At 41.8% G+C, this 16629-nt stretch carries 14 protein-coding genes; 13 read left to right on the top strand and 1 reads right to left on the bottom strand.

The genetic code is table 11. The features are described from left to right. Nucleotides 1–25 precede the first annotated feature (25 nt). The 13 genes from bamA (at nt 26) to folA (ending at nt 15251) form a co-directional block, all read left to right on the top strand. On the top strand, nt 26–2476 hold the full coding sequence (gene bamA / locus QNK26_RS18375) for an outer membrane protein assembly factor BamA (RefSeq protein WP_319225554.1): 2451 nt from the start codon (nt 26–28) through the stop codon (nt 2474–2476). A 77-nt stretch (nt 2477–2553) separates the two neighbouring features. Continuing rightward, complete coding sequence (locus QNK26_RS18370; protein WP_319225552.1) at nt 2554–3051, top strand: OmpH family outer membrane protein; 498 nt, start codon at nt 2554–2556, stop codon at nt 3049–3051. Between the two features lie 71 nt (nt 3052–3122). Then, the gene (gene lpxD / locus QNK26_RS18365; protein WP_319225550.1) at nt 3123–4133 is read left to right on the top strand and encodes a UDP-3-O-(3-hydroxymyristoyl)glucosamine N-acyltransferase; all 1011 of its coding nucleotides are present in this window, start codon (nt 3123–3125) and stop codon (nt 4131–4133) included. Nucleotides 4134–4176: 43 nt separating this feature from the next. After that, a complete protein-coding gene (gene fabZ, locus QNK26_RS18360) occupies nt 4177–4632 on the top strand; it encodes a 3-hydroxyacyl-ACP dehydratase FabZ (RefSeq protein WP_319225549.1) in 456 nt (151 codons plus the stop codon). After that, on the top strand, nt 4632–5402 hold the full coding sequence (lpxA, locus tag QNK26_RS18355; protein WP_319225548.1) for an acyl-ACP--UDP-N-acetylglucosamine O-acyltransferase: 771 nt from the start codon (nt 4632–4634) through the stop codon (nt 5400–5402). The genes fabZ and lpxA overlap by 1 nt, the downstream gene beginning before the upstream one ends. 25 nt (nt 5403–5427) lie before the next feature. Then, the gene (lpxB, locus tag QNK26_RS18350; RefSeq protein ID WP_319225547.1) at nt 5428–6612 is read left to right on the top strand and encodes a lipid-A-disaccharide synthase; all 1185 of its coding nucleotides are present in this window, start codon (nt 5428–5430) and stop codon (nt 6610–6612) included. Then, on the top strand, nt 6605–7204 hold the full coding sequence (rnhB, locus tag QNK26_RS18345) for a ribonuclease HII (protein WP_319225545.1): 600 nt from the start codon (nt 6605–6607) through the stop codon (nt 7202–7204). Before lpxB ends, rnhB begins: the two co-directional genes overlap by 8 nt. A 79-nt stretch (nt 7205–7283) precedes the next feature. Then, nucleotides 7284–10763 carry a DNA polymerase III subunit alpha gene (dnaE, locus tag QNK26_RS18340; RefSeq protein WP_319225544.1) on the top strand — a complete coding sequence of 1160 codons (3480 nt, stop codon included), beginning with the start codon at nt 7284–7286 and terminating at the stop codon, nt 10761–10763. Nucleotides 10764–10829: 66 nt separating this feature from the next. Next, nucleotides 10830–11780, top strand: coding sequence for an acetyl-CoA carboxylase carboxyl transferase subunit alpha (gene accA, locus QNK26_RS18335; protein ID WP_319225542.1), 951 nt, complete (start codon nt 10830–10832; stop codon nt 11778–11780). Nucleotides 11781–11903: 123 nt separating this feature from the next. Beyond that, nucleotides 11904–13289, top strand: a complete 1386-nt coding sequence (tilS, locus tag QNK26_RS18330; protein WP_319225540.1) for a tRNA lysidine(34) synthetase TilS — start codon at nt 11904–11906, stop codon at nt 13287–13289. Nucleotides 13290–13472: 183 nt separating this feature from the next. Then, the gene (locus QNK26_RS18325) at nt 13473–14285 is read left to right on the top strand and encodes a threonine/serine exporter family protein (RefSeq protein WP_319225539.1); all 813 of its coding nucleotides are present in this window, start codon (nt 13473–13475) and stop codon (nt 14283–14285) included. Beyond that, nucleotides 14282–14749: a threonine/serine exporter family protein gene (locus QNK26_RS18320; protein ID WP_319225537.1), complete on the top strand. Its 468-nt coding sequence runs from the start codon at nt 14282–14284 to the stop codon at nt 14747–14749. Before QNK26_RS18325 ends, QNK26_RS18320 begins: the two co-directional genes overlap by 4 nt. 13 nt (nt 14750–14762) lie before the next feature. Further along, complete coding sequence (folA, locus tag QNK26_RS18315) at nt 14763–15251, top strand: type 3 dihydrofolate reductase (protein WP_319225536.1); 489 nt, start codon at nt 14763–14765, stop codon at nt 15249–15251. Between the two features lie 118 nt (nt 15252–15369). On the opposite strand, the gene putP is transcribed toward folA, so the two are convergent. Continuing rightward, a partial coding sequence (gene putP, locus QNK26_RS18310) for a sodium/proline symporter PutP (RefSeq protein WP_319225534.1) occupies nt 15370–16629 on the bottom strand: 1260 nt, incomplete at its 5' end.

Raw genomic sequence — 16629 nt, 5'->3', positions numbered from 1 at the left:
GCGTTTTAGGGATTATTTAATCAGAATGATAATTAATAAATATTTAGCTGGCGTACTACTTTCAAGTGCTTGCTTAGTAACCAGTGCGACAGCTGCTGCGGCTGCCAATAGCTTCATTGTTCAAGATATTCAAGTTGAGGGTTTACAGCGTGTAACGCTAGGCGCGGCATTATTGAATATTCCACTGCGTGAAGGCGATAGCGTGAGCAGCAGCGATACTGCGTTAGCTGTGAAAAAATTATATGCATCGGGTAACTTTGATGATATTGAGTTATACCGTGACGGTTCAACTCTGGTATTTAAAGTCACTGAATTGCCAACCATCAGTAGTATTGAGTTTGTGGGTAATGAAGCGATCCCAGAAGAGCAACTTCAAGAAAGTTTAAATTCTTCAGGCATTCGTGTTGGTGAACCGATTGATCGTACCATTATTCGTTCGGTAGAGCAGGGCTTACAAGAATTCTATTATGGTGCTGGTCGTTACAGTGCGAAAATTAACACGATTATTACGCCGTTACCACGTAATCGTATTGATGTTAAATTTAGTTTTGTTGAAGGCAAGTCAGCAGAAATTAAGCAGCTTAATATCTTAGGTAATAATGTTTACTCAACATCAGAATTAAAGAACTTGTTTGAACTAAGTGATCATACGCCATGGTGGAACTTCATGGCTGATCAGCAGTATCAAAAGCAGTTGTTGGCAGGTGATTTAGAAAAACTACGTAGCCACTATGTTGATAATGGTTATATTCGTTTTAAAACGGAATCAACACAAGTTTCTATGACATCGGATAAACAAGGGATTTATATCACCCTTAAAGTTGATGAAGGCGAACAATATCAACTGGGTAATATTACTTTAACCGGCGATCTATTAGATAAAGAAGAAGAGTTACGTGGCTTATTAGCACTTAATTCCGGCGACCTTTACAGTGGTGCTAGCGTAACGGCAACGGAAGAGAGCTTAAGTCGTTACCTGAGCCGCTTTGGTTATGCTTATCCAAAAGTATCAACCTATCCTGAGATTAATGATGAAGACCATACGGTTAATTTAACTATTGCCGTTGAGCCAGGACCTCGTATTTATGTGCGTCGTATTAATTTTGCCGGGAATGATGTCACTAAAGATGAAGTGTTACGTCGTGAAATGCGTCAAATGGAAGGTACTTGGTTATCGAATCGTTTAATTGACCGTTCTAAAACCCGTCTAAATCAGCTTGGCTTCTTCGAGACTGTAAACACCAATACGGTACGTGTACCGGGTGAAATGGATGTGGTTGATGTTAATGTACAAGTGAAAGAGCAACCTGCTGGTTCGTTTAATGCCGGCATTGGTTATGGTTCTGAATCGGGTTTAAGTTTAAATGCCGGTATTCAACAAGACAACTTCTTTGGTACAGGTAACAAGGCGGGTGTGAGTGTCAGTACTAATGATTACTCGAAAAATGCCAGTCTTAACTATACCGACCCATACTTCACTGTTGATGGTGTGAGCTTTGGTGGTAAGATCTATTTCACTGATTTTGAAGCATCAGAAGCGGACATCGTTGATTATAACAACCGTACTTACGGTATATCGGGTACTTTAGGTTTCCCTGTTAACGAAAACAATACCCTGAGCTTTAGTTTAGGTTATGAGTGGAATAAAATTTCGCAGACAACTTCTTATGTACAAACTGATAATTTTTGGAAAATATATCAAGATGAAGTTGATGTCGATGGTAGTTTCGTGGTATTCCAAGGTTTTGATGTATCTGCTTCTTGGCGTCGCCGCACGTTAAACCGTGGTGTATTTGCGACATCAGGCTCAGAACAGAAAGCCAATTTTACCATGACGGTACCGGGCTCTGATGTACAGTATTTCAAAATGAGTTTTGATAATAAGTATTATGTGCCGCTATCCACTAATCACCGTTGGTCAGTATTAATGCGTGGCCGTGTGGCTTATGGTAATGGTTATGGTCAGACATCCAATGGCGATGATCATATACTCCCGTTTTATGAAAACTACTATGCTGGTGGTTTCTACTCGGTACGTGGCTTTAATAGCAATACCATTAGTCCAAAAGGTCTGCAGACTTCTAATGCGCCAGGTAGTGGTAATAAAGGCTATGTAGCGACGGATTCTTCTATTGGTGGTAATGCGCTTGCGACGGGTAGTGTGGAGTTGATTTTCCCTACGCCATTTTTAAGTGAAGAATATGCCAATCTAGTACGTACAACGGTGTTTGTTGATGCGGGCTCGGTATGGGATACTGAATTTAACTCGTCAGAATTTGAAGGTCAGGCATGTTTAGGCGGCTGTGATTACTATGGTGATTATTCCGATCCAATGCGTGTTCGAGCATCACTAGGTGTTAGCTTACAATGGTTATCGCCAATGGGACCATTAGTATTTTCATTAGCGACACCTCTAAAAGAATACGAAGGCGATAAAACAGAAGTCTTTACCTTTAATATTGGTACCACTTTCTAATCTAACTCACATTGATTAAATGCGTACTTCAGCATGGTAAGTACGCATTTAAGTTAACAAGCTAACTAGGGACTAAAATGAAAAAAATTATTAAAGCAACGGCATTAGCACTAGCTCTTGGAGCATCATTTACTGCAAGTGCAGCGGGTTATGCTGTTGTTGATGCGGGTAAAATATTACAGCAATTACCACAACGTGAAGCGATTGGTAAACGTTTGAACGAAGAGTTCCAAATACGTGCTGTTGAGTTGAACAAATTGCAAACCGAATTAGTTGCGTTGAATGAGAAACGTCAACGTGATGCCGCGTTAATGACGCCACAAGAGCAAACTAAACTGGTACGTAAATTAGAAGAATTAGATGCACAGCTAAAATTAAAAGGCAAAGCGTTTAAAGAAGATCAGCAGCGTCGTGGTCAAGAAGAGAATAATAAACTGTTAGTATTATTACAAAATGCCATTGAAACCGTATCTAAGCGTGATGGTTATGACCTTGTGATCACTAAACAAGCGGCTCTATTTCTAGACCCAAAATTAGATATCTCTGACAAAATCATTCAAGAATTAAGCAAGTAATTATATTTTACTGCACTGTACACAAAGTATAGTAAAATAGCATAAAATTTTTATAGGTAGAAAGGTTCAACATGGCAATGACGTTACAACAAATAGCAACGGCAATTCAAGCTGAGCTACACGGCGATGGTAACATCGAGATTAGTGCGATTAATTCGATGCAAAATGCACAGCCTGGTAGTATTACTTTTTTAAGTGATAGTAAATACAGTGCTCAATTAGCGACCGTTGCAGCGTCTGCTGTGATTGTTAAACCTGACGATCTTGCTGCGTGTAAGACCAATGCGTTGGTAATGAAAAACCCATACGTTGGTTTTGCGTTAGTAGCACAGTTACTTGATACCACTCCGGCTCCGGCAATCGATATTGCCCCGAGTGCCGTGATTGCTGATGACGTAATACTGGGTGACAATGTTGCTATTGGTGCTAATGCCGTTATCGAAACGGGGGTATCATTAGCCGACAATGTAGTCATTGGCGCAGGTTGTTTTATCGGTAAGAATACCACAATTGGTCAGAGCACTAAGTTGTGGGCAAATGTTACTATTTATCATGATATCACCATCGGTTCAGACTGCCTGGTTCAAAGTGGTACTGTGATAGGTGCTGATGGTTTTGGTTATGCCAATGACGGTGGCCGCTGGATCAAGATCCCGCAACTTGGTCGTGTTATCATTGGTGATCGGGTTGAGATTGGTGCGTGCACCACAATTGATCGCGGCGCACTAGATAATACTATTATTAGCGACGGCGTGATTTTAGATAATCAATGCCAAGTCGGCCATAATGTAGAAATAGGTGAAAACACCGCTATCTCTGGCGGAACTCTGTTAGCAGGAAGCTTAAAATTAGGTAAACAATGCATGATTGGCGGTGGTAGTGTTATCAATGGTCATATGGAAATAACCGATAACGTTAATATCACTGGTATGTCGATGGTAATGCGCCCGATTGATAAAGCGGGTCTTTATTCATCAGGTATCCCGGCACAAACTAATCGTGAATGGCGTCGTCAAACAGCCCGTGTAATGAAAATTGATGATATGCATAAACGCTTATCTAAACTAGAAAAATTAAGCTAAACCTAAGCGATATAAAGCTTTCGTTGCTACAGGAATATAAATTTTGAGTGAACAACTAAACCGAATTGAAATACAAGAAATCATGGAATTATTACCACATAGATATCCATTTTTGCTTGTTGACCGAGTATTAGATTACGTAGCGGGTGCATCGTTACATGCAGTTAAAAATGTGTCGGTAAATGAACCTCAGTTTACAGGTCATTTTCCAAAGCAGCCTATTTTCCCTGGTGTGTTAATTCTAGAAGCATTAGCGCAAGCATCAGGTTTGTTAGGTTATAAATCATCAGGCGGTCCTGGCGATAATGAATTGTATTATTTCGCTGGTATTGACAAAGCGCGTTTCCGTAAGCCTGTAGTACCTGGTGATGTATTACACCTGCATGTTGAATTAATTAAAGAACGCCGTGGAATTGGCCGCTTTGTTGCAATCGCAAAAGTCGATGGTGACGTAGTTTGTGAAGCTGAGATCATGTGCGCAAGACGAGAGAATAAATAGTGATTCATGAAACAGCTATTGTGCATGAAAGCGCAAGAATTGGTAATAATGTAAAAATTGGTCCTTGGACTACTATTGGTGAGAATGTTGAGATTGGTGATGACTGTGTGATCGCTTCTCATGTGGTCATCAATGGTCCGTGTAAGATTGGTAAAGGTAATCGCTTTTTCCAATTTGGCTCAATTGGTGAAGAATGCCAAGATCTAAAGTACGCAGGTGAAAATACCCGTCTTGAAATTGGTGATAATAATGTCTTTCGTGAAGGCGTTACGATCCACCGTGGTACAGTACAAGACCAAGGTTTAACCAAAATTGGTAGCAACAGTCTATTTATGGTGAACGCGCATGTTGCGCATGATGTGATCATCGGTGATAACTGTATTTTTGCTAACAACGCGACATTAGCGGGTCATGTACATATTGGTGATTTCGTGATCTTTGGTGGTCACGCAGCAATACATCAGTTTGGTAAAGTGGGTTCTCATGCCTTCGTTGCCGGTGGTTCTGTTATCATTAAAGATATTCCACCGTATGTTATGGCATCGGGTCATCATGCTAAGCCGTTTGGGATCAATTCTGAAGGCCTTAAGCGCCGTGGATTTGATGCTGATGCTATTAAAGCGGTTAAGCGTGCTTACCGTATCGTGTTTCGTCAAGGTAATACAGTAGCTGAAGCATTAGTGGCGTTAGAAGAAAGTGCGAATGAACAACCAAGCGTTGCTTTGTTTACAGAATTTTTAAAAACCAATGAACGTGGTATTATTCGTTAATCGTATTCTTTATAGATAGCTTACAATGACAACGAAACCATTACGTATTGGTATTATCGCTGGGGAAGTCTCCGGCGATATTTTAGCTGCCGCCCTGATCAAAGAAATTAAATCCCGTCACCCAGATGCCATTTTCGAAGGTATTGCCGGACCTCGTATGCAAGCGCTTGGTTTTAATACACTGTTTGAAATGGAAGAGCTATCTGTATTTGGTCTAGTGGAAGTACTAGGTCGGTTACCAAGACTATTTAAAGTAAAGCGGGAAGTACTTGCCCATTTTAAACAAAATCCGCCAGATATCTTCATCGGTGTTGATGCACCTGATTTTAATATTCCAATTGAATTAAAGTTAAAAAGCGATGGCATAAAAACTGTGCACTACGTCAGTCCTTCAGTTTGGGCATGGCGTCAAAAACGCGTATTTAAAATTAAAAAAGCGGTGGATATGGTGTTGGCCTTTCTGCCGTTTGAAAAAGCTTTTTATGATGAATATGATGTGCCTTGTCGTTTTATTGGTCATACCATGGCTGATTCTATCCCATTGGCAGGCGCGGATAAACAAGCGGCCATTGCACAGTTAAAACTCGATCCTAAACAACGTTATGTGGCTATTCTACCGGGCAGTCGTGCTGGTGAAGTGGGGTTGTTGTCAGCCAGCTTTTTAGAAACCGCGCTATTATTAAAGCAGCGCTTTAGTGATTTACAGTTCGTTGTACCTATGGTTAATGAAGAGCGTAAAGCGCAGTTCTTAGCGATTAAACAAGAAGTGGCTCCAGAACTTGATGTGATTATTTTGGATGGCCATGCGCGTGAAGCCATGGCGGTTGCAGATGCGGTACTATTAGCATCAGGTACAGCAGCACTTGAGACCATGTTAATGAAACGAGCGATGGTGGTTGGTTATCGCGTTAAACCGCTAACCTATAAGATCATGCTACGTTTGATGAAGGCGCCATTTGTATCATTACCAAATTTATTAGCGAAAAAAGAAATTGTCGCTGAACGTTTGCAAGATGACTGCCAGCCGGAGATATTGGCTGATGAAATGGCAAAGTTGTTAGAAACAGACAATGCTGAATTGATGGCTCTCTTTACCGAGTTGCATCAACAAATCCGTTGTAATGCGGATAAGAAAGCTGCGGACGCGGTACTTGAATTAATTAATGAAGATAATATTCCAGCAATAGAGCAGGTAACTAAAAATGTATGATGAAATAATTTACCCAGAAGGGAAGCTTGTTGCTGGTGTTGATGAAGTCGGCCGTGGTCCATTAGTGGGTGATGTGGTTACCGCAGCAGTGATATTAGATCCAAACAATCCCATTATTGGCTTAACAGACTCAAAAAAATTGAGTGAGAAAAAACGCCAATTACTGTTCCCTGAAATTAAACAAAAAGCACTGGCGTGGAGTATTGGCCGTTGTAGCCCAAGTGAGATTGATGAACTGAATATCTTACAAGCGACGATGGTTGCTATGCAACGCGCAATTGCGGGCTTATCAATACAACCAGAGCACGTTTTTATTGATGGTAACCGTTGCCCTGCATTACCAATGGCTGCAGAAGCCATTGTTAAAGGGGACTTACGCGTAGCCGAGATAAGTGCTGCGTCAATTTTAGCAAAAGTAGTGCGTGATGCTGAAATGGAAGAATTGGATAAACGTCACCCTGCTTATGGTTTTGCTCAGCATAAGGGCTATCCAACCAAGGCGCATATGGAAAAGTTGGCAGAACTGGGGCCAACAGAAGAATACCGTAAAAGTTTTAAACCTGTGCAACGCGCGCTGGGTCTATTAAAATAAGCTAAGCTGGCCGAGTGCCACGTTAGCGTTATTGTTTCTCGTTTTATTTTTATCTATTAATTAGCAGAAAGTCTTACTTATGGCAGAACCTCGTTTTATTCACCTGCATTTACACTCTGAATTCTCGATGGTGGACAGCTTAGTACGTATTAAACGTCTTGCTCCTCGCTTACAAGAACTCAATATGCCGGCGGTCGCGTTAACCGATCAAACTAATATGTGTGCATTGGTTAAGTTTTATGGTGCGATGGAACGCGCTGGTGTTAAGCCTATTATTGGCGCTGATTTTTGGGTACAAAGTGAAGAGTATCCTGAAGAGCAATTTAAGATCACAGCTCTGGCTAAAGATAATAAAGGTTATAACAACATCACGGTGTTGATCTCTAAAGCGTATAGCCGTGGTCATGTTGATGGTCGTGCGATCATAGATAAAGCCTGGCTAGCAGAGCATGCCGAAGGTGTTATCTTGTTATCAGGTGGCCGTAATGGTGATATAGGTAAAGCCTTATTAAAAGGTAATAGTGACCTTGCACAGAAGTGTTTACAATTTTACCAAACCTATTTTTCTGATAGTTATTATCTTGAACTTATCCGAACTGGACGTCAGGACGAAGAAGCTTATTTACACATGGCCGTTGAGTTTGCCAGTCAGCATCAACTCCCTGTCGTTGCGACCAATGACGTGGTGTTCTTGAATGAAGACGAATTTGATGCCCATGAGGTCCGGGTATCGATCCATGATGGCTATACGTTAGAAGATAAACGTCGTCCTAGGTTGTACAGTAAAGAACAATACTTACGCAGCGAAGATGAAATGTGTGAGTTATTTGCTGATATTCCCGAAGCATTGGCGAACTCTGTTGAAATTGCTAAACGTTGTAATGCGACAGTGCGCTTAGGTGAATACTTCTTACCTAACTTCCCAACCGGTGAGCTTTCTACCGAAGATTTTTTAGTTAAAGTATCTGAAGATGGCTTGGTTGAACGTTTAGACTTTCTGTTTCCAGATCCTGCTGAGCGTGAACGCCAGCGCCCGGGTTATGAAGAACGTTTAGACATCGAACTTAAAGTAATTAACAACATGGGCTTCCCGGGTTACTTCTTGATCGTAATGGAGTTCATTCAGTGGAGTAAAGACAACAATATTCCTGTTGGCCCTGGTCGCGGGTCCGGCGCTGGTTCATTAGTGGCTTACGCGCTTAAAATTACCGATCTTGATCCGATTGAATATGAATTACTGTTCGAGCGTTTCTTGAATCCAGAGCGTGTCTCCATGCCCGATTTCGATGTCGATTTCTGTATGGACCGTCGTGATGAAGTAATCGATCACGTTGCTGAATTGTATGGTCGTGATGCGGTAAGTCAGATCATTACTTTTGGTACCATGGCGGCAAAAGCGGTAATTCGCGATGTAGGACGTGTGCTTGGTCATCCGTTTGGTTTTGTTGATCGAATTTCTAAGCTTATTCCGGGCGATCCGGGGATGAACTTAACCAAAGCATGGGAAATTGAACCACGCTTAGACGAAATGTATCGAGGTGATGAAGAAGTACGTGCGCTGGTTGATATGGCACGCATTCTTGAAGGTGTCATACGTAACGCCGGTAAGCATGCCGGTGGTGTGGTTATCTCACCGACGGTGATCACTGACTTTGCACCTTTGTACTGTGATGATGAAGGTCATAACCCAGTTACCCAGTTTGATAAGAACGACGTAGAAGAAGCGGGACTGGTTAAATTCGATTTCTTGGGATTACGAACCTTAACCATTATTCAGTGGGCGCTGGATATGGCGAACCCGCATTTGCTTAAACAAGGCAAAGAAGCGATCCGCATTGAGTCGATTGATATTACCGATCAAAAGTGTTTTGACTTATTGCAGCGCTCAGAAACGACCGCGGTATTCCAGTTAGAATCCCGTGGTATGAAAGATTTGATCCGACGCCTCAAGCCCGATAGCTTTGAAGATATGATTGCACTGGTAGCCTTGTTCCGACCTGGTCCATTGCAATCAGGCATGGTAGATAACTTTATTGACCGTAAACATGGCCGAGAAGAAGTATCTTATCCTGATGCCCAATATCAACATGAATCGTTGAAAGAAATTCTCGATCCGACTTACGGCATTATCTTGTATCAAGAACAAGTCATGCAGATTGCCCAGGTCTTATCTGGTTATACCCTTGGTGGTGCCGACATGTTACGTCGTGCTATGGGTAAGAAAAAACCAGAAGAGATGGAAAAACAGCGTGGTACCTTTAAAGAAGGTGCTATAAATAACGGTGTCGACGGCGAGCTGTCGATGAAGATTTTCGATCTGGTAGAAAAATTTGCTGGTTACGGGTTCAATAAATCTCACTCCGCTGCATACGCACTCGTATCGTATCAAACGCTGTGGATGAAGACTCATTACCCTTCTTACTTCATGGCAGCTGTAATGTCAGCTGATATGGATAATACCGAGAAAGTCGTTACCCTTGTTGATGAAGTTGAACGCATGGGGCTGACGATATTACCGCCGGATGTGAACAAAGGTTTATTTAAGTTTAACGTTGATGAAGACCATACTATTATTTATGGTATTGGTGCGATTAAAGGTGTTGGTGAAGGGCCTATTGACGCGATTATTGCTGCTCGTGAAAGTGGTGGTGAATTCTCTGATCTATTTGATTTCTGTAATCGTGTAGATTTGAAAAAAATCAATAAACGTATCATGGAAAAGCTGATTTATGCTGGCGCATTAGATAAATTAGGCCCACATCGTGCAGCCTTGCATGCTACATTACCTGAAGCGATGAAAGCTGCTGCACAACATGCGATGGCCGAATCTTATGGTCAAACTGATCTGTTTGGTATTTTAACCACAGAGCCAGAAGAAGTAGAAAGTAAATTTGCTGATGTACCTGAATGGCCTGATAAAGTTTGGCTTGAAGGGGAGCGTGAAACGCTGGGTCTTTATCTTACTGGTCATCCAATTAACCAGTATATTAAAGAAGTGAAGCGTTATTCGAGTAACCGCTTGAAAGATGTAAAACCAACTGAACGTGGTAAAGTTGTTACTGCTGTAGGTTTAGTTATTTCTGCGCAAGTCAAAGTAACGAAAAAAGGTACCCGTATGGGGATCTTAGAAATTGACGATAAGAGTGGCCGCTTAAGTGTGATGTTCTTCTCAGAAGCGTTTGAACGTTATGAGGAATATATCGCTAAAGATCGCATTTTAGTGATTACTGGAGAGGTCAGCTTTGACGATTTCAATGGCGGGTATAAAATGACCGCTAGAGAAGTTATGGATATTGAAGCTGCGCGTGAACGCTATGCGCGAGGCCTCACTCTGCAGTTAAATGCAGACAAAATAAATGATACGTTTATGGGTAAGTTTATGGAGACACTTGAACCTTACCGTGCGGGTACTTGTCCCATAAACATCTACTATCAACGCGCTGACGCTAAGGCTAAATTGACCTTAGGTGTTGAATGGCGAGTATCACCCTCCGATGAGCTCTTATATGGATTAGAGCTGATGTTAGGGTCGGGAAATGTTGATCTTGAATTTGATTAGTGCTGACGCGAATAAACTGTCGTCATTAGCTATTAGCAATAATATTAGATAAGGAAGCAGTGCCTCATGGCCGTAAATTTTTTAGATTTTGAACAGCCGATTGCAGAATTACAGGCTCAAATCGACGAATTAAAACTTGTAACAAACAACTCTGATGATGTTGATTTACAAGATGAGATCTCGCGCTTAGAAAAAAAGAACGCAGAACTAACCAAGAAAATATTCAATGATATGAAACCTTGGGATGTGGCTAAAATGGCCCGTCATCCACAACGTCCTTATACACTTGATTATATTGAACATGTGTTTACCGATTTCGATGAACTTGCTGGTGATCGTGCGTATGCAGATGATAAAGCCATTGTTGGCGGTACTGCGCGTTTAGATGGTATGCCAGTGATGATTATTGGTCAGCAAAAAGGCCGCGATACCACCGAAAAATTAAAGCGCAACTTTGGTATGCCGCGTCCAGAAGGTTACCGTAAAGCATTGCGTTTAATGAAAATGGCTGAAAGATTTAACATGCCTATCATTACGTTCATCGATACTCCAGGTGCCTATCCAGGGGTTGGTGCTGAAGAACGTGGTCAAAGTGAAGCAATTGCACGTAATTTAAAGGAAATGGCTGAACTAACAGTACCAGTTATTTGCACTGTAATTGGCGAGGGCGGTTCTGGTGGTGCATTAGCCATTGGTGTTGGTGATCGTGTGAACATGCTGCAATACAGCACTTATTCGGTGATCTCTCCAGAAGGTTGTGCATCAATCTTATGGAAGTCTGCAGATAAAGCGCCATTGGCTGCAGAAGCGATGGGGATTACCGCTGAGCGACTTAAGAGTTTAGATTTAATTAATACGGTTATTGCTGAGCCATTGGGTGGTGCACATCGCGACGTACCGCTAATGGCTGCGAACTTGAAAGAACGTATTAAAGCGGATCTGGCTGAGTTGTCACCACTTGATCATGAAACTTTACTCGATCAACGTTATGAACGCTTAATGTCATTTGGCATGTAAGTTCCTATAGCCATATAGGGTATAGATATAGACGAATGTAATTAAACCGCTGATAGCTTTATTCGCGGTTTTTTTATATCCACAACTTTTCGGTATATACTGTGTTCGTCTATTCTTATGGTGATGATAACTGTGGTTACAAACGTTAATCTTTTCTCAACATTCCAGCACGCGTTACAATCGTTAACGATAAAACCTATGCAGCTAGTACTTGCTTACAGCGGCGGCCTTGATTCTCATGTGTTATTACACCTCATGGCACGTTATAAGCTGCTGTATCCGCAACACAACTACCTTGCTGTGCATGTCCATCATGGTTTAAGTGACAATGCCGATGATTGGCTCGCGCATTGTCAGCAAACCGCTAAGGCGTTAGGTATTCACTTTGTTGCAGAGAAGGTGGTACTTAATGTGAGTAATAGAGAAAGCTTAGAAGCTAAAGCTCGCACAGCCCGTTATCAGGCAATAGCAAAACACTTAACTGCTGAATCACTCCTGTTACTAGGGCAACACTTAGATGATCAACTTGAAACCTTCCTGCTGCAATTAAAACGGGGGGCTGGTGTTAAAGGGTTATCAGCCATGGCTGCAAAAATGCCTTTTACATTACAATCTAATTCTCAAATCGTCCGCCCCTTACTGACTTTGCCACAGCAAGCATTGCTGGATTATGCTACGCAGGCGCAGCTAACTTGGGTAGAGGACGAAAGTAATAATGACCAGAGCTATGATCGTAACTACTTGCGCCATGAAATCATTCCCAGTTTAAAACAACGTTGGCCGAATATTGCCAATGCGGTTCATCGTAGTGCTGAGTTATGTGCAGAGCAACAAGAATTAGCAGATGAAATTGCGCAGATGGATTTGACTCTTTGTGAGCATAATTTAGCTGGCTTGAAGATTGTTGCATTACAGCAATTATCGAAAATACGTCGCAATAATGTCATTCGCTTTTGGTTGGCTAAACAACAATTACCCATGCCGAGTCGTCATCATTTAGATAAATTATGGCTGGAAGTCGTTAATGCGGCGGATGATGCGAATCCACAACTCAGTTGGCAAGCCGGTGAATTCCGTCGTTATCAAGGTGTGCTTTACAACCAGCAGAAGTACGCAGAATTAAAAGACGTTGTCATAACGCTTGAGCATGCTCAAAAACAAACGATTAGATTGCCGGACAATATAGGTTTATTGCAATTACAAGGTAATAATTGTGCTGATAATGTGCCGTTATTTATTGATAATACCAGTCTTCCATGTGTGAAAGCACCTCTTGCACATGAGGTGGTGACAATTCGTTTTCGGGGGGAGGGGAAGTGTCATCCCATCGGCCGCAGTGGTTCTCGCAGTATTAAAAAGTTATATCAAGAGTACCAAATAGCGCCTTGGTTACGAGATCGCATTCCATTGGTTTATTATGGCGATGAGTTAGTGTGCGCCGTCGGACTTTGGGTATGCAAGGGTCGTGAAGCACAAGCGGGGATATATTGGCATATCACGAGAGAATAATGGGATTCAGGACTATTTAAATGAATTATTGCTCAGTAACTAAATAAAGCAGATGAATTTATTACTTACTTCTATTTTAATTTGCATCTTATATTGAATAGGTTTTTATACTATTTACGGCTACAATAAACTATTCAATAAGTGTTAGGTAGTAAGATGTAGTCATGAATAATGGATATAATCATGAATAATGGATGTAATGAACACAGGGTTAATCATAAAGTTGTTATTAGTCATGAACACCAAGCTTCAATAACGCGTGTGATCGCCCGTGCTGGACAATTATTGCAGGCCTATAACGCTGAAAGTCGAATCATAGAACAGACCACTGAACGTCTTGGAATGGCGTTTGGTCTAGACAGTGTTGAAATTGCACTGACCTCCAAAGCCATCATTCTCACTTCTCGATTTAACGATCATTGTGTTACTACAACCCGTACCATGAAGGCTCATGGTATTGATATGGGGATAGTATGTGAAGTGCAGCGTGTTTGCATTCTTGCTGAAAAGAAGATTTATGATGTTGAGCAAGTAAAGCTGCGCTTAGATAACTTAGATGTACCGAAATACAATTCAGTCATAGTCGCGTGCTTTGTGGCGTTATCGTGTGCTTGTTTTAGCCATTTATTTGGTGGCGACAGTATTATCTTTATCTGTACTTGGGTGACGAGCTTTATTGCCATGCGTATTCGTCAGTGGCTTACCCAGTTACATCATAATTTAGTCACGGTGTTTTTCATTACCGCATTTACTGCCACCTTCATTGGCAGTTTTGCTAGTGGTCTTGGTTGGGGTAACGACCCTGAGTTAATTATGATCACCAGCGTATTACAGCTTGTCCCTGGTTTTCCATTAATTAATGCGGTATCAGATATGGTGAAAGGCCATGTCACCATTGGTATGGCAAGGTGGATGACTGCCACACTACTTACTCTAGCTTCAACATTAGGTATTGTCTTAGCGGTACAGTTAGCCCAACTAGGAGGCTGGTTATGAGTGAGTTGTTATTCATGCTGCTCGATGATGCGGCGTTTGCTGGTATTGCTGCATTGGGCTTTGCTTTGTTATTTAATGTCCCACGACAGGCCTTATTAGCTTGCGTTGTATTTGCAGGCAGCACGCATGCCTTGCGTTCGTTATTGCTACACTTTAATGTGCCGATTGAATGGTCAACCTTTATTGCTGCAACACTATTAGGTTTAGCGACTGTGCCTTGGTCTCGTCGCGTTCTAATTCCCCGCCCTGTTGTTACCGTTGCCGCTGTGATTCCAATGATCCCCGGTGTTTATGCTTATAAAACGATGACTGGCTTGATGACGCTGCACCACCAAGGTTATAGCCTGCAATTGCAACAACAAGTGGTTGAAAATGGTTTGTTAACTATTTTTATTTTGATTGGCTTAAGCTTTGGTCTAGCGATTGCGCCTGTGCTGGTGTACCGTAACAAACCTATTGTTTGATTAAGGAGTTGTTGTGATTATTTCCATGATTGCCGCGCTGGCAAATAACCGAGTGATTGGTTTAAATAACAAAATGCCATGGCACTTACCTGCAGAGTTACAATTATTTAAGCGTGCAACATTAGGTAAACCTATCGTGATGGGGCGTAATACCTTTGAGTCAATTGGGCGCCCATTACCAGGTCGATTAAACATCGTATTAAGCCGAAAGTCTGATTATAAGCCTGAGGGGGTCACGGTTGTGGCAACTCTTGATGATGCTGTTGTTGCAGCTGGCGATGTTGAAGAGTTAATGATCATTGGTGGCGCTACTATTTATAATCAGTGCTTAGCGGCTGCAGATCGTTTGTATTTGACGCATATTGAGTTAACGACTGAAGGGGATACTTGGTTCCCTGATTATGAACAATACAATTGGCAAGAAATTGAAAATGAATATTATGCGGCTGATGATAAAAACCCACATGATTACCATTTTAGTCTACTTGAACGGGTGAAGTAGTTATTTGTTAGTGGATCAATAGCATTATGCTAGAGTCGAAAATAAAATGCCGCACTAATTATAGCGCGGCATTTTTATGGGTAATAGTTTACCTTTAGCGTTTTATCGCTGGTGGCTATTACGCCATTGTATCTAAAGCAGACTCATATTCGTCGTAGTCTTCTTGAATACTGTAATCGTCTTCTTTACCCATTAGCGAGATAATAATAATCGCCAGAGAAGCAAAGATGATACCCGGTACGATTTCATACAGTTCGAAGATACCACCGCTCAATTGTTTCCAAACCACGACAGTAACCGCACCAATGATAATACCCGCAAGTGCACCATTGCGAGTCATACCACGCCAATATAACGAAATGATAAGTGCAGGACCAAATGCAGCACCAAAACCAGCCCATGCATAAGATACTAAGCCAAGCACCGAACTGTCTGGATTAAGTGCCAGTAGCAATGCCACGATAGACAGGCCCACCACACCAAAACGACCAACAGTAACAAGTTCTTCGCTGCTTGCTTGTGGACGAATTAGTTGCTTGTAGAAATCTTCAGCCAGTGCTGATGATGATACGAGTAGCTGTGAATCCGCTGTACTCATAATTGCCGCTAAGATTGCTGCAAGTAAGATACCAGCAATAACAGGATGGAATAGGCTATTCACTAATAACATGAAAATAGTTTCAGCGTCAGCGATAGTAATGTTGTTAGTATTCGTGTAAACCAGACCTACGAGACCGACTAGCATAGCACCAAACATCGATAATGAAGTCCAAACCACGGCAATGCGACGTGCTTTCACTAGGTCTTTATTACTACGAGTTGCTTTGAAACGTGCCAGAATATGTGGTTGGCCAAAATAACCTAGCCCCCAAGCCGCTAATGAAATGATGGCTATGGCACTAAGCTCTTCACCTTTGCTGTTTTGCCATATTGTCAGTAGTTCAGGATTGATTTCTGCCATTGCAGCACCTAGGTCACTGAAACTGCCGTTCATCGCGCTGAGTGGCACAATTAATAATGCCGCTGACATTAACAGACCTTGGACTAAATCAGTCCAAGACACAGCTAAGAAACCACCGAATAACGTATAAGAGACCACACATACGGTGCCGAGCACTACTGCTAGCTGGTAATCTAGACCAAATACGGTTTCAAATAACTTACCGCCAGCCACTAAACCTGAACTGGTATAGAACAAGAAGAACATCAAGATAAAGAATGCGGAACAAATTTGAATTGCTTTTGAGTCGTCTTTAAAACGACGAGATAAGAATTCTGGTAAAGTAATTGATTTGGTTACTATGCTGTACGTACGTAAACGTTTTGCACAGATCAACCAGTTAAGCCAAGTACCAATTAATAAACCACCCGCTAACCA

Source organism: Moritella sp. (assembly GCF_033791185.1).
In the GTDB taxonomy this organism is placed as follows: Bacteria; Pseudomonadota; Gammaproteobacteria; order Enterobacterales; family Moritellaceae; genus Moritella.
The sequence above is the reverse complement of the archived record's forward strand: the minus strand, read 5'-3'. Positions and strand labels throughout refer to the sequence as shown.